Genomic DNA, 12,522 nt, shown 5'->3' with positions numbered 1-12,522 from the left:
GAAATGGCTCGTCACAAGGAACTCAGCGCCAATACCGGCATTGCGGTGTACTTCTGTGATCCCCACAGCCCTTGGCAACGGGGTACCAACGAGAACACGAATGGGCTGGTGCGCCAGTATCTGCCCAAGGGTATGGATCTGTCTGAAGTGACCCAGGAGCAACTCGATGCGATTGCCGATGAGATCAACAACCGCCCCCGTAAAACCTTGAATGCGCACTCGCCCATCGAGGCCTATCGCGATTTCTTGCTCAAACACCATCCACCGCACGCTACTATCCAATGACCCTTGTGTTGCACTTGGACTTGAATCCGCCCAGGAAATAAATGCGCCACACGCTACATAATTTATAGCAAATCTAACCAGCACGTGCGCCGTGTCTGCGGTAGCTTAATTTTTGCCCGCACGGCCAAACGCCACGCGCTGCACCCGGTAGCCATGCCGGGCCATCCAGGCCGGAAGACCGGTGGGGCCAACCATGTGCAGGCTACCGACCGCAGCGAAGACAGCGGTACCCTGCCCATGCAGGCGGTCTATGGCCTGCGCCATGCCGAGGTTGCGGTCGTCCAGCAAGGCTTTCATAGCGCGGCGCTCGCGCTCGTTCGTCGGAGCACATTCGCACCAGGCCTTGTAGCGCTGCAAAGTGGCGTAGTCGGCCTCGTCCCACATGCGGACCATGCGCAAAGTGATACGGCGCACCTTGCCCGAGGCCATATCGTCCAATTGCTCTTGGACACCCTCGTTACGGTCCTCGGCATTGGTGGCCAGCAGCAACCGCACTTGGTCTTGCGGTTTTTCCAGTCCCACCACCGGCATGGCGCGCGCATGGGCGATGGCGGCTAGCCGGAAGTCTGCGCCCCAATCTCCCGAATATCCGTCGGCGCGCAGCATGCCAATGGCCAACATGGTCACCTGCATTTCCGGCGCCAACATATCGCTCAAAGCGGGGGGCAGGCAAGATTGGGCAATGGCTTGGCGCAAACGCGCCTCCAAGGTGGGCGCCAGCACCTGGTCGGGCTGGCGCGCCAAGCCTGCCATCAGGGCCTGGATGGTGGCGGGCACAGTGTCCATTTCCAGCGCCAGCTGCTGACTCGCGTCCAGGGCGGCCTGGGTCTGCGGACCTGGCTGGGCCCACTCGGGTTTGCCTATATGTAGGGTGCCGTACAGGTAGGAGGTGTGGCCGCCCTTGCTGATACGCCACAGAAAACCACGGTCGCGCACCGGGCTGTCTGGTGTGGCCACCAACGGTGGGTAACGGCTGGCGCAGTCGGCGGGCGGCTCATCTGCGCTGGACGGCTGGGCCCAGGCCAGCAGCGGAGCCATAAGGCAGGCCGCCAGAGCGGAACAAAAGAAACGAGGCAGCGGAATTCTTAAAAACATCGCGCCAGCATATCAAGCCCCATCGCGCACCCGCATAAACACCTTCCAGAAAGCCGCATCCTGGGCATTCGCAAAATTGATACGCATCAGGCTGCTGGGCTGGCGGTTGGCGTGGAACAGCGCGCCGGGGGCCAGCATATAGCCCTCGTCCAGCATGCGCTGGGCCAGCGCGTCGGTGTCCACGCCGGTATCGACCCAGCCAAACAGGCCGGCCGGCTCCGACGCAAAACTGCAGCCGGCCGCCAGCGCCAGCTTGGTGCTGCGGGCGCGCGCCTGGTCGAGCCGTTCGCGCACCCGTTCGGAATGGCGGCGCAGCTGGCCCTGGTCGATACACCAGGCCAGGGCCTTCTCCAGCAGGGCCGGGGTGGTCAGGGTGGCCAGCAGCTTGGTGTCGGTGAGCCGCTCGACCAGCGCCAGCGGCGCTGCCAGAAAGCCCACGCGCCAGCCCGGAGCCAGGATCTTGGAGAAGCCGCTGGCGTACAGGGTGCGCTGCAGCCCGTCCAGCACACACAGGCGGGTCGCATGCTCGGGCGCCAGGTGGCTGTAGGTATCGTCTTCCAGGATGTAAAAGTTGTGCGCGTTGGCCAGGGTCAGCACCCGGTGTGCGCTGCCCGGCGTGAGGCTGAAGCCGGTGGGGTTGTGCAGCACGCTGACGCTGACGAACAGCTTAGGGCTGTGCGCCTCGCAGTAACGCGCCATCACCTCCAGGTCCGGCCCGTCGGCATGGCGCGGCACCGGCAGGATGCGCATGCCCATGGCCTCGAGCCGGGCAAATTCCACCGCCCAGCCCGGCTCCTCGACCATCACGTAATCGCCGGTGCGCAGCAGGGTGCGGCTGGCAATGTCCAGCGCATGGGTGGCGCCCACGGTGGTGATGATCTGCTCAGGCCCGGCATGCACATGCAGGCCGGCCAGCTTTTTGGACAGGCTCTGGCGCAGGCCCGGGTCGCCCGCCGGGTCGCCGTAGCGGCGCGAAAAGTCCGCCGTGCCGGCCGCCACCCGGCGCACGGCGGCGGGCATGAAGCTGTTCTCCAGCCAGTCGGGCGGCAGCACGCCCATACCCGGCTGGGGCTTGTCGCTATCGCCCTGGAACATGCCACGCATCAGGGCGGTGGCGTCGATGGGGCGGCGTGGCGGGCCGTCGTTTGCTCCTGAATGTGTAGCTGCTCGCGCAAGTACATCCTGCGCCGGGGCCGTTTCCCTTACATAAAACCCGCGGTTCTTGCGGGCTTCGACCAGGCCCAGGGCCAGCAGCCGGTCGTAGGCCGCCACCACCGTGGACGCGCTCACCTGGTGCTGCTGCGCACACTGGCGCACCGAGGGCAGACGCGCGCCGCCGGCCAGCAGGCGGCTGCGGATGCGCTCGGCGAAATGGCTGGCAAGTTGCTCGGTGAGCGACTGGGCGGCGGCTTTCATCAACATGGAATGCACTCCTGTGTGCTGGCCTCAGGACCAATACAGACAAAAAACTGGCTGGTTAAAGTGTACTGCCAGTGTGCTGGTATTACCACTACATTGAATGCCCACTCTGTACTTGCCACCGCATGACTACCCTCAACGCCACCCTCCCCCTCGCGCCCACCTCCGCCGAGCGCCGCGGCCTGTGGCTGGGCCTGCTGGGGGTGGTGATTTTTGCGCTGACCCTGCCGATGACGCGCCTGGCCGTGGGCACGCCGGCCGATCCGCAGATGTCCGGCGTGTTCATCGCCATGGCCCGCGCTGCCGCCGCCGGGCTGTTGTCCGTCGCCTTTCTGCTCGCCACCCAGGCCCCGATGCCGCAGCGCGCCGACTGGTGGCCACTGGCCTTGACCGCCTCGGGCGCGGTGTTCGGCTTTCCGCTGCTGACCTCCATCGCCATGCGGCATGTGGAAGCGGTGCACGCCAGCGTGATCATCGGTGTACTGCCGCTGACCACCGCGGCCGCCGGTGCGCTACTGCACCGGCAACGCCCGTCCACCGGCTTCTGGCTGTGTGCGGCCCTGGGCAGCGCACTGGTGGTGGGCTTTGCGATGCTGCGCTCGGGCAGCGGCCTGGCCATCCAGTCGGCCGATGTACTGCTGTTGCTGGCCATGCTGTTTGGCGCCGTGGGCTACGGCTTTGGCGGCCTGCTGTCGCAGCGCATGCGGGCCGACCATGTGATCTGCTGGGCCTTGGTGATCTCGCTGCCGCTGACCCTAACGGGCGCAGCACTGACCTGGCCGGTCGCCCCGCTGCAGCCCTCCACCTGGCTGGCATTTGGCTACCTGGCGGTGTTCTCGCAATGGCTGGGCTTCTTTGCCTGGTACCGCGGCCTGGCGCTGGGCGGCACGGTGCGGGTCAGCCAGGTGCAGCTGGTGCAGCCGTTTTTGAGCATGCTGTTTGCCGTGCCGCTGCTGGGCGAGACGCTGGACGCAGTGACGGTGGGCTTCGGCCTGGCGGTGATCGCCGTGGTTTTCATCGGCAAGCGCATGCCGGTGCGTTGATTTTTAAAAGGACACCATGAGCACCCAACTCTTCTTCGCGCTGACGCTGTTCGCCTTCGTCAGCTCCGTCACCCCCGGCCCGAACAACCTGATGCTGCTGGCCTCGGGCGTGAACCACGGCTTTCGCGCCACGCTGCCACACATGGTGGGCATTTCGGTCGGCGTGTTTATTCTGCTGGCCTCGGTCGGCATGGGTCTGGGCCTGCTGTTGGAACAGATACCGCAGCTGTACCTGGTGCTGAAGTGGCTGGGTGCGGCCTACCTGCTGTACCTGGCCTGGGGCGTGGCTACCGCCGGCGCCCCGAAAGACGCGGAAGCCAAACGCCCGATCAGCTTCTGGGGTGCTGCTGGCTTCCAGTGGGTGAATCCGAAAGCCTGGGTCATGGCCGTGGGCGCGTTCAGCAGCTATCTGCCGGCCCACAGTGGCAGCGCCCTGGTGCTGGGCACGGCGATCTTGTTCGCCGTGGTGAACCTGCCGACCATCAGCCTGTGGGCTTTGTTTGGCAGCCGCCTGCGCCACTGGTTGCGCATCCCCCACTACCGCCGGGTTTTCAACGCTTTGATGGCGGTTTTGCTGGTCGCTTCGCTCGCGCCCATGCTGTCCTAACCGACAATCGGAGCACTCCCTTATTTTTGTACTACCGCCGCGCTGTGCGGCCCGCTGAAAGACACCTATGAGCAATCCCGCCAACCCCTGGACCTTGGCCGCCCGCACCGAGAAGATGAACTCCTCGGCCATCCGCGAAATCCTCAAGGTCACCGAACGCCCCGGCATCATCAGCTTTGCCGGCGGCCTGCCCTCGCCCAAGACCTTCCCGGTGGCCGAATTCGCCGCTGCCTGCGAAAAAGTGCTGCGCGAAGACGGCAAGGGCGCGCTGCAGTACGCGGCCAGCGAAGGCTATGGCCCGCTGCGCGAGATCGTCGCCGCCGGCCTGCCCTGGAACGTCGACCCCGCCCAGGTGCTGATCACCACGGGCTCGCAGCAAGGCCTGGACCTGCTGGGCAAGGTGCTGATCGACCCAGGTAGCAAGGTGCTGGTCGAAACCCCCACCTACCTGGGTGCGCTGCAGGCGTTTGCGCCGATGGAGCCCAAAGTGGTCAGCGTAGCCAGCGACGATGAAGGCGTGGACCTGGACGACCTGGCACGCAAGGCAGACAACGGCCGCTTCCTGTACGTGCTGCCCAACTTCCAGAACCCCACCGGCCGCACCATGACCGAAGCCCGCCGCGCCGCCCTGGTGGAGCGCGCCGCGGCACTCGGCCTGCCGCTGGTCGAAGACAACCCCTATGGCGACCTGTGGTTCGACGCACCGCCGCCCGCGCCGCTGACCGGCCGCAACCCCGACGGCTGCGTCTACATGGGCTCGTTCTCCAAGGTGCTGGCGCCCGGCCTGCGCCTGGGCTATGTGATCGCCCCCAAGGCCATGATGCCCAAGCTGCTGCAGGCCAAGCAGGCGGCCGATCTGCACAGCCCCAGCTTCAACCAGCGCATGGTGGTGGCGGTGATGCAAGACGGCTTTCTGGCCCGCCACGTGCCCACCATCCGCGCGCTGTACAAGTCGCAGCGCGACGCCATGCTGGCCGCACTGGCGCGCGAAATGCCCGCCGGCGTGACCTGGAACACCCCCGACGGCGGTATGTTCCTGTGGGCCCGCCTGCCCGAAGGCGTGCACGCCGTGGACCTGCTGCCCAAGGCCGTGGACAAGGGCGTGGCCTTTGTGCCCGGCACCGCCTTCTATGCCGACAACGCCGATCCGCGCAGCATCCGCCTGTCCTTCGTGACCGCCAGCGTCGAGCAAATCAACATTGGCATCAAAGCCCTGGCCGAAGCCATACGCTCGCTGTAAATCCTGTAACCCACCGATTGGAAATCCGCCCCATGTCCACCACGCCGCCCCAGAACCGCCGCTTCCAGCAAGTGGACGTGTTCACCCCCATTCCCTACCAGGGCAACCCCCTGGCGGTGGTGTTGGACGGGGCCGGCCTGGGCGACGCGCAGATGCTGCGCTTTGCCAACTGGACCAATCTGTCGGAAACCGCTTTCGTGCTGCCTCCCACCGAGGCCGGTCGCGCGGCCGGTGCCGACTACCAGGTGCGCATCTTCAGCCCGATCGACGAAATGCGCTTTGCCGGCCACCCGACTCTGGGCAGTTGCCATGCCTGGCTGCAGGCCGGCGGCCAGCCCCAGAGCAAGGGCTATGTGGTGCAGGAGTGCAAGGTCGGCCTGGTGAAGATCCGCCGCGTCGACTCCCGCTTGTTCTTTGCCGCCCCGCCGCTGAAGCGCAGCGCGCCCAGCCCCATGCTGCTGGCCCAGGTGGCCGCCGCCCTGGGGCTGAAGGCCCGCGACGTGCTGGCCGCCCAGACCCTGGACAACGGCTCGCCGTGGCTGGGCCTGCTGCTGGACAACCCGCATACCGTGCTGCAGCTCAAGCCCGACCAGCTGGCTTTGAAGAACCTGGGCCACAAGGTCGGCGTAGTCGGCATTTACCCCCAGCCCGAGGCCCCGGCCCTGATAGGCCGCTCGAACCGCGAGGCCCGCGCCTTCAGCCAGTCGGCTGCGGCCAGCGGCCCCGAGCCGCACCTGGAAGTGCGGGCCTTTGGCGCGCCGGTCGGCATTCTGGAAGACCCTGTGACCGGTAGCCTGAACGCCAGCCTGGCCCAGTGGCTGATCGCCGACGGCTACGCGCCCGACCAGTACCTGGTGTCGCAAGGCACCTGCCTGGACCGCATGGGCCGCATCCACATCGAACGCGATACCGACGGGCAGGTCTGGGTCGGCGGCGAGTCGGTGACCTGCATCAGCGGCAGCGTGCTGCTGTAGACGGCTTACTCTCTTTTTAATAGCTGCTTGCGCAGGCTGTTATTGCGCTAGCGGCATTTTTTACGGTTGACCCGCTATGCACCAGCGCCGCTTCCAGCAAGTCGATGTGTTCACCTCCGTGCCCTACCAGGGCAACCCGCTGGCCGTGGTGCTGGACGGTGCCGACCTGGGCGACGCCGAGCGGCAGCGCTTTGCCAACTGGACCAATCTGTCCGAAACCACTTTTCTGCTGCCACCCACCACGGCCGGCCGGGCCGCGGGCGCCGACTACCGGGTGCGCATCTTCGACCCGGTGAGCGAGCTGCGCTTTGCCGGCCACCCGACGCTGGGCAGCTGCCACGCCTGGCTGCAGGCCGGCGGCCAGCCGCAGCGCCCGGACCGGGTGGTGCAGGAATGCCAGGTCGGCCTGGTGCAGATCCGCCGCGTCGGCCAGCGCCTGCTGTTTGCCGCACCGCCATTGCAGCGCAGCGCGCCCAGCCCCCTGCTGCTGGCCCAGGTGGAGGCCGCGCTGGGCCTGAAGCCGCAGCACATCCTGGCCGCGCAGACCCTGGACAACGGCCTGCCCTGGCTGGGCATCCTGCTCGACAGCCCGCAAACCGTGCTGCAGCTGCAACCCAACCACCTGGCGCTGAAGCAGACTGGCGTCACCGTCGGCGTGGCCGCCGTCTATGCCGATACGCCCAGCGCCCAGCTGGAAGTGCGGGCCTTCGCCGCCGCCGTGGAAGTGCCCGAAGACCCGGTGACCGGCAGCCTGAACGCCAGCCTGGCCCAGTGGCTGATCGCCGAGGGCCACGCACCCGCCCAGTACCTGGCCACCCAGGGCCGCTGCCTGGGCCGCAACGGCCAGGTCTGGGTGGGCGGAGCATCGGTGACCTGCGTAAACGGCACGGTGCAGCTGTAACCTGCGCGCCAGGTTCAGGCATAAAAATAGCTTGCGGCGCAGCATCTGCCTGCACAATAAGCTATCAAATCAGGAGTTGACCGATATGCACAAAGCATGGATCGCCGCCGGCCTCGCGCTGGCATGGGTGGGCGCCGCACAGGCTGCCGAAGTCAGGCTGCGCATCCTGGAGACCACCGATGTGCACATGAACCTGCTGAGCTACGACTACTACCAGGACAAGCCCACCGACCAGTACGGCCTGGCGCGCACCATCAGCCTCATCAAAGCCGCGCGCGCCGAGGCACCCAACAGCCTGCTGTTCGACAACGGCGACCTGCTGCAGGGCAACCCGCTGGGCGACCTGGTCGCCAAGGTGCGGCCGCTGCAGGACGGCCAGATCCACCCGGCCTACAAGGTGATGAACCAGCTGGCCTACGACGCGGCCAACCTGGGTAACCACGAGTTCAACTACGGCCTGTCGTTCCTGCAGCGCGCGCTCAAGGGCGCGAACTTCCCCTACGTCAACGCCAACATCTACCGGGCCGATGCGCCGGACCAGCATGCATTCACGCCCTACATCCTGCTCAAGCGCGAGCTGCTGGACGCAGAGGGCAAAAAGCACCCCATCACCATCGGCGTGATCGGCTTTGCCCCGCCGCAGATCCTGCAGTGGGACAAGGCCAATCTGGAGGGCAAGGTGCTGGTGCGCGACATCGTGGCCACCGCGCAGAAATACGTGCCCGAGATGCGCGCCAAGGGCGCCCAGCTGGTCATCGCCATTCCGCACAGCGGCTTCGAAAAAGGCGAGGCCAGCGCCCTGGCCGAGAACGCCGTAGCCCCGCTGGCCGAGGTGCCGGGCATAGACGCGATTTTGTTCGGCCACGCGCATGCCGAATTCCCCAGCCCGGCCTTCGCCAGCTACCCCAAGGTGGACGCGGCGCGCGGCACCATCAACGGCGTGGCCGCGGTGATGCCGGGCCGCTGGGGCGACCACCTGGGCGTGGTCGACTTCAGGTTGGACAACGCTGGCGGCAGTTGGAAAGTAGTGGGCAGCCAGTCGTCGATCCGGCCAATCTTTGACCGCGCCGCCAAGCAGTCGCTGGCCGCCGCCGACCCGCTGGTCGAGCAGGCGATTGGCGCCGAGCACGCGCAAACGTTGGACTACGTGCGCAACAAGGTGGCCTTCAGCAGCGCGCCCATCTACAGCTACTTTGCGCAGGTGAGCGACGACCCGTCGGTGCAGATCGTTTCCAACGCGCAGACCGCCTACGTGAAGCGCGCGATGCAGGGCACGGACTACGAGAAATACCCGGTACTGTCGGCCGCCGCGCCCTTCAAATCAGGCGGCCGCCAGGGCTGGGCCTACTACACCGACATCCCCGCCGGCCCGCTGGCCATCAAACACATGGCCGACCTGTACATCTACCCCAACACCTTGAAAGCCATGCTGCTGACCGGCGCTGAAGTGCAGGAATGGCTGGAAATGTCGGCCGGCCAGTTCCGCCAGATCGACCCTAAAGGCCCGGCCCAGCAGCCGCTGGTGAACGACGCGTTTCCCTCGTACAACTTCGACACCATAGACGGCGTGAACTACGAGCTGGACCTGACCCAGCCCGCCAAATACGACGCCAAAGGCGCCGTGGCCGCGGCCGGCGCCAACCGGGTGAAAAACCTGCGCTTCGGTGGCCAGCCCATCAACCCCGCAGCCAAGTTCATCGTCGCCACCAACAACTACCGCGCGTTCGGCGGCGGCAACTTCCCGGCCCTGAATGCCAGCAAGGTGGTGCTGGACGCGCCCGATGAAAACCGCCAGGTGTTGGTCGAATACCTGGCGCTGATGAATACCCTGACGCCCGGCGGCCAGGTCAACCCCACGGCCGACGGCAACTGGAAGATCCGCCCCGTGCCCGGCGTGCGCATGGCCTTCACCTCGGGCAGCGGCGGCATCCGCTATCTGGCGAACCATCCCGGCATCAAGCTGGAGAAGGACAATGGGGACGGGTCGGCCTTGTATACGCTGGGGGAGTAGCTTGTTTGGTCGTTGAACTTAGCCTGGGTGGTGTTGACTGACATCCCCGGCCGGGGTGTGCGCCCGGCAGCGCAGTAACTTGTCTTTTGCTTCGCCAAAAGAAAGTAACCAAAGAAAAGGCGAGCCGAAGTCGTCGCCGGCTACGCCGGTCCGCTGCGTTGCTCAGTCTGAGCGGGGTCTGGCTAAACTCGCTGCGCTCAGACAACGCCAGCCCTGATCCGCTCAGACCTCCGCTACTCGCCGACGCCACACGGCGTGGCAGAGAACATCCAACAGCCGAACAGCCAACCCCAGCCCGGCGTAGCCGGGCTCGCGCCCTAGGCGCGATGTGGCGCCCAGCGCCACCGATCCCGATCCCCGGGGTCCCCCTCTGTATGCGCCGAGAAGCGCAGTTTTGGGCGGATCAGGGCTGGCGTTGTCTGAGCCGCAGGCGAGTTTAGCCAGACCCCGCCCAAAGCGAAGCACCGCAGGTTTCCCAGTGCGATAGCGCTGGGACGCAGACAGTGGGGGCGCCTTTCTTTTGGTGACTTTTCTTTTGCGTAAAAGAAAAGTTACTGCGCCGCCGGGCGCATACCCGGCCAGGAATAGCATCAATACCCTAGAACGGCCACCCCACCCAAAAGTGCATCGAAAAAAGTGACTGTCACATATATTCATGAGGCGGCACACTCCCCCTCATCCGCACGACAATGCTCAAAACCTCATCCTTCCTCACCGCAGTTGCAGGTCTGGTGCTTGCCGCTTCTGGAGCTGTAGCCGCACCAGCGAACAAGTGCGTGCTGAACGGCACGGTCACCTATCAACAGACACCCTGTCCATCTGGCCAAGCTCGACCGTCACCCACCACCCAAGAGCTGAACGCCGCGGAGAAACAGCGACGTGCTGCAGCTGTTGCAACGCCCGCCGACAAGGTAGCTCCCGCAGCTCCTAACCTATCCAGTAGCTTCCGTTGCGACGGACGACAGTACTGCTCACAAATGAAGTCTTGTGCCGAAGCAAAGTACTTCCTCGCCAGTTGCCCCGGCGTGAAGATGGACGGCGACAAGAATGGAATCCCCTGCGAGCAGCAGTGGTGTGCTCGCTAGCGCCAATGCCCCACCCGGCGCTCGACCGCGCCTAAGCGCCCACATCCAGCTGCAAACGCACCGTCCCCAGCGGCGCCTCCACACCGTCTGCACCAAAGCTGCGTTCCACCACATGGACCTGGCTGCGCGCATGCTGTAGCAGGGTGCTGGCGCGGGTGCCGTAGTGCGGCAGGTGCACGAAGGCGGCGGACAAGGCGCGCTCCAGCTCCAGGCTGACACCGGTGGCAGGCAGGTCGGCATCGTCAGCCACGCAGGTGTCGGCCAGCAAATTCCACAAGGCCGCCTCCAGCGCCGCGCTGATGTCGGGCGACTCGGCGGCCTGGTGGGCTTGCAGCACCTGGGCAAACGCGCTGCGCAGCTGCACCAGCTTGGGCCAGGGCGTGTCGAAGTCGGCATTCGACACCGCCCAGACGCCGGGCTGGGGCAAGAAATGGCGCCGGTGTCGGCTCTCGAAGGCCACCAGCTGCTGGCCGTCGAACAGCAGCAGGTTGAAGGCGTTGAAGGCATCCGAGCGCGCGGCCAGCGCCTGCGCAAAGTCCTCCGCGCTGTGCTGGCTCTGCAGGAAGTCCATAACGATGGCGCCGCGCGACGGCGCATCGGCGCGGTTATGGCCCGGGTCGCGGTAATTGGTCAGCGCCGCCAGCCGGCCGCTGGGCTGGTGCACGCCCATCCAGGTGCCGCCACCCTGCTGGTCCTGGCCGGCCACGATCTGTCCTCCGCCAGCTTCCGGCCAGGCATGCAAAGGCAGAGTGGGCCGCGCATAGAACTCGTCGCGGTTGGCGGCGATGGTCAGCGGCACGCGGGCGTCGGGCTGCCATTGGAAGGTGAGTAGGCACATCGTGGAAGATCGGAGTTTGCTATTGTGTTTATAGCTTCTCACGCATATTCGATAAGCGCCAGGGGCTTATTTCCTGCCTTGGGCGTCCTCAGGTCAGCGAAAACTTCTCGCTGGGAAACGCGTCCTTGGGGTTGGGGCCAAAGCGGTTGCTGCCGGGCTGGCTGTCCTTGAGGCTGAACACCAACAAGACGATGGCGCCGACCACAGGAACCACCGCGATCAGCAGCCACCAGCCGCTGCGGTCGATGTCGTGCAGGCGCCGCACGCCCACCGCCAGCGACGGCAGCAGCAGGCCTAGCGCCACAATGCCGCCGAACAAGCCCACGCCCGCCTGCCGATTGAATGCGCCCACCATGCCGTCCAGCAGGGCCGCGCCTATCGCCAGGCCGCAGTAAAACAGAAAGAAGTACCAGTATTCGCTGCGTTGCGCGCGGCCGGAAAACACCGCGTACTTCTTCAGGGCATCGACAAACCAGTTCATTGCATTCTCCCTCGTGGCACTGCGCCGCCGCCCGCCCCGATGGCGCACGACCCGCCCGGTCCCCGCACTGAAATTATGGCCGCGCCCGGGCAAATTTTTCTGTGACGCATGACCCGAATCCGAACGCGCTAGCCCGCCGAGGGGTTGCAGATGGCGTTCAGGTTCATGGTGAGCAAGGCGCCCTTCTTAGGTAGATCGGCCACGCAGATCACGGTGCGCGCCGGCAGGTGGCTGCTAAACACCTCGGCATAAGCACGGTTCATGGCTGCAAAGTCTTCGACATGCTTGAGGTAGACGTGCACGTGCATCACGTCTTCCAGGCGCGAACCCACCGACTCCAGCATCCGCCGGAAGTTCTGCAGTATCTGAAGCGACTGAGAATAGGCATCGGTGCCGGCCATCAGCCCGGTGGCGCTGTCCACTCCTGGCGTGCCGGAGATGGAGATGAAGGGGCCGGACTTGGCGATGTGGCTGTAAGGCCCGATGGGCGTGAACAGATCAGGCGGGGTAAAGGTTTCTACAGTCATGGTGAACAGGGCTCAA

At 65.7% G+C, this 12,522-nt stretch carries 13 protein-coding genes; 8 read left to right on the top strand and 5 right to left on the bottom strand.

Going from position 1 to position 12,522, the window contains the following annotated elements; genetic code table 11:
- Nucleotides 1-285, top strand: a 285-nt coding sequence (locus BLT66_RS20640; RefSeq protein ID WP_143029161.1) for an IS30 family transposase, incomplete at its 5' end; no start/stop codon positions are given.
- A gap of 105 nt (nt 286-390) precedes the next feature.
- On the opposite strand, the gene BLT66_RS20635 is transcribed toward BLT66_RS20640, so the two are convergent.
- The gene (locus tag BLT66_RS20635; RefSeq protein WP_176955121.1) at nt 391-1,323 is read right to left on the bottom strand and encodes a TraB/GumN family protein; all 933 of its coding nucleotides are present in this window, start codon (nt 1,321-1,323) and stop codon (nt 391-393) included.
- Nucleotides 1,324-1,392: 69 nt separating this feature from the next.
- On the bottom strand, nt 1,393-2,802 hold the full coding sequence (locus BLT66_RS20630; RefSeq protein ID WP_092760645.1) for an aminotransferase-like domain-containing protein: 1,410 nt from the start codon (nt 2,800-2,802) through the stop codon (nt 1,393-1,395).
- Between the two features lie 122 nt (nt 2,803-2,924).
- Between BLT66_RS20630 and BLT66_RS20625 the strand changes: the two genes are divergently transcribed.
- The 7 genes from BLT66_RS20625 (at nt 2,925) to BLT66_RS20595 (ending at nt 10,660) form a co-directional block, all read left to right on the top strand.
- Nucleotides 2,925-3,842 (top strand): DMT family transporter, encoded by a 918-nt coding sequence (locus tag BLT66_RS20625; protein WP_092760643.1) that lies wholly within the window; start codon nt 2,925-2,927, stop codon nt 3,840-3,842.
- A gap of 16 nt (nt 3,843-3,858) precedes the next feature.
- Nucleotides 3,859-4,449 (top strand): LysE family translocator, encoded by a 591-nt coding sequence (locus BLT66_RS20620; protein ID WP_092760641.1) that lies wholly within the window; start codon nt 3,859-3,861, stop codon nt 4,447-4,449.
- A gap of 67 nt (nt 4,450-4,516) precedes the next feature.
- Nucleotides 4,517-5,689 carry an aminotransferase-like domain-containing protein gene (locus tag BLT66_RS20615; RefSeq protein ID WP_092760639.1) on the top strand — a complete coding sequence of 391 codons (1,173 nt, stop codon included), beginning with the start codon at nt 4,517-4,519 and terminating at the stop codon, nt 5,687-5,689.
- Between the two features lie 32 nt (nt 5,690-5,721).
- Nucleotides 5,722-6,663 (top strand): PhzF family phenazine biosynthesis protein, encoded by a 942-nt coding sequence (locus BLT66_RS20610; RefSeq protein ID WP_092760637.1) that lies wholly within the window; start codon nt 5,722-5,724, stop codon nt 6,661-6,663.
- Between the two features lie 76 nt (nt 6,664-6,739).
- Nucleotides 6,740-7,564, top strand: coding sequence for a PhzF family phenazine biosynthesis protein (locus BLT66_RS20605; RefSeq protein ID WP_092760635.1), 825 nt, complete (start codon nt 6,740-6,742; stop codon nt 7,562-7,564).
- Nucleotides 7,565-7,649: 85 nt separating this feature from the next.
- Nucleotides 7,650-9,575 carry a bifunctional 2',3'-cyclic-nucleotide 2'-phosphodiesterase/3'-nucleotidase gene (locus tag BLT66_RS20600; protein WP_092760717.1) on the top strand — a complete coding sequence of 642 codons (1,926 nt, stop codon included), beginning with the start codon at nt 7,650-7,652 and terminating at the stop codon, nt 9,573-9,575.
- A gap of 689 nt (nt 9,576-10,264) precedes the next feature.
- Nucleotides 10,265-10,660: an excalibur calcium-binding domain-containing protein gene (locus BLT66_RS20595; protein ID WP_092760633.1), complete on the top strand. Its 396-nt coding sequence runs from the start codon at nt 10,265-10,267 to the stop codon at nt 10,658-10,660.
- 31 nt (nt 10,661-10,691) lie between these two features.
- Here the strand turns inward: BLT66_RS20595 and BLT66_RS20590 are convergent, their stop codons facing one another.
- The 3 genes from BLT66_RS20590 to BLT66_RS20580 all read right to left on the bottom strand — a co-directional run bounded on the left by BLT66_RS20590 (nt 10,692) and on the right by BLT66_RS20580 (nt 12,506).
- Nucleotides 10,692-11,498: an NRDE family protein gene (locus BLT66_RS20590; protein WP_092760631.1), complete on the bottom strand. Its 807-nt coding sequence runs from the start codon at nt 11,496-11,498 to the stop codon at nt 10,692-10,694.
- 88 nt (nt 11,499-11,586) lie between these two features.
- Complete coding sequence (locus BLT66_RS20585; protein ID WP_092760629.1) at nt 11,587-11,979, bottom strand: DUF805 domain-containing protein; 393 nt, start codon at nt 11,977-11,979, stop codon at nt 11,587-11,589.
- A 128-nt stretch (nt 11,980-12,107) separates the two neighbouring features.
- Nucleotides 12,108-12,506 carry a RidA family protein gene (locus BLT66_RS20580; protein ID WP_092760627.1) on the bottom strand — a complete coding sequence of 133 codons (399 nt, stop codon included), beginning with the start codon at nt 12,504-12,506 and terminating at the stop codon, nt 12,108-12,110.
- Nucleotides 12,507-12,522 lie beyond the last annotated feature (16 nt).

Source organism: Rhodoferax sp. OV413, from assembly GCF_900104385.1.
GTDB lineage: Bacteria > Pseudomonadota > Gammaproteobacteria > Burkholderiales > Burkholderiaceae_C > Rhodoferax_B.
Note: the sequence above shows the minus strand (reverse complement) of the source record. Positions and strands in the feature narration are given on the sequence as shown.

What these genes read in the sequence shown, in the direction of transcription:
- BLT66_RS20605 (WP_092760635.1), top strand. Translation starts at nt 6,740, where the DNA reads ATGCACCAGCGCCGCTTCCAGCAAGTCGATGTGTTCACCTCCGTGCCC.
- BLT66_RS20625 (WP_092760643.1), top strand. Translation starts at nt 2,925, where the DNA reads ATGACTACCCTCAACGCCACCCTCCCCCTCGCGCCCACCTCCGCCGAG.
- BLT66_RS20610 (WP_092760637.1), top strand. Translation starts at nt 5,722, where the DNA reads ATGTCCACCACGCCGCCCCAGAACCGCCGCTTCCAGCAAGTGGACGTG.
- BLT66_RS20590 (WP_092760631.1), bottom strand. Translation starts at nt 11,498, where the DNA reads ATGTGCCTACTCACCTTCCAATGGCAGCCCGACGCCCGCGTGCCGCTG.
- BLT66_RS20630 (WP_092760645.1), bottom strand. Translation starts at nt 2,802, where the DNA reads ATGTTGATGAAAGCCGCCGCCCAGTCGCTCACCGAGCAACTTGCCAGC.
- BLT66_RS20620 (WP_092760641.1), top strand. Translation starts at nt 3,859, where the DNA reads ATGAGCACCCAACTCTTCTTCGCGCTGACGCTGTTCGCCTTCGTCAGC.
- BLT66_RS20600 (WP_092760717.1), top strand. Translation starts at nt 7,650, where the DNA reads ATGCACAAAGCATGGATCGCCGCCGGCCTCGCGCTGGCATGGGTGGGC.
- BLT66_RS20635 (WP_176955121.1), bottom strand. Translation starts at nt 1,323, where the DNA reads ATGGCTCCGCTGCTGGCCTGGGCCCAGCCGTCCAGCGCAGATGAGCCG.
- BLT66_RS20595 (WP_092760633.1), top strand. Translation starts at nt 10,265, where the DNA reads ATGCTCAAAACCTCATCCTTCCTCACCGCAGTTGCAGGTCTGGTGCTT.
- BLT66_RS20580 (WP_092760627.1), bottom strand. Translation starts at nt 12,506, where the DNA reads ATGACTGTAGAAACCTTTACCCCGCCTGATCTGTTCACGCCCATCGGG.
- BLT66_RS20615 (WP_092760639.1), top strand. Translation starts at nt 4,517, where the DNA reads ATGAGCAATCCCGCCAACCCCTGGACCTTGGCCGCCCGCACCGAGAAG.
- BLT66_RS20585 (WP_092760629.1), bottom strand. Translation starts at nt 11,979, where the DNA reads ATGAACTGGTTTGTCGATGCCCTGAAGAAGTACGCGGTGTTTTCCGGC.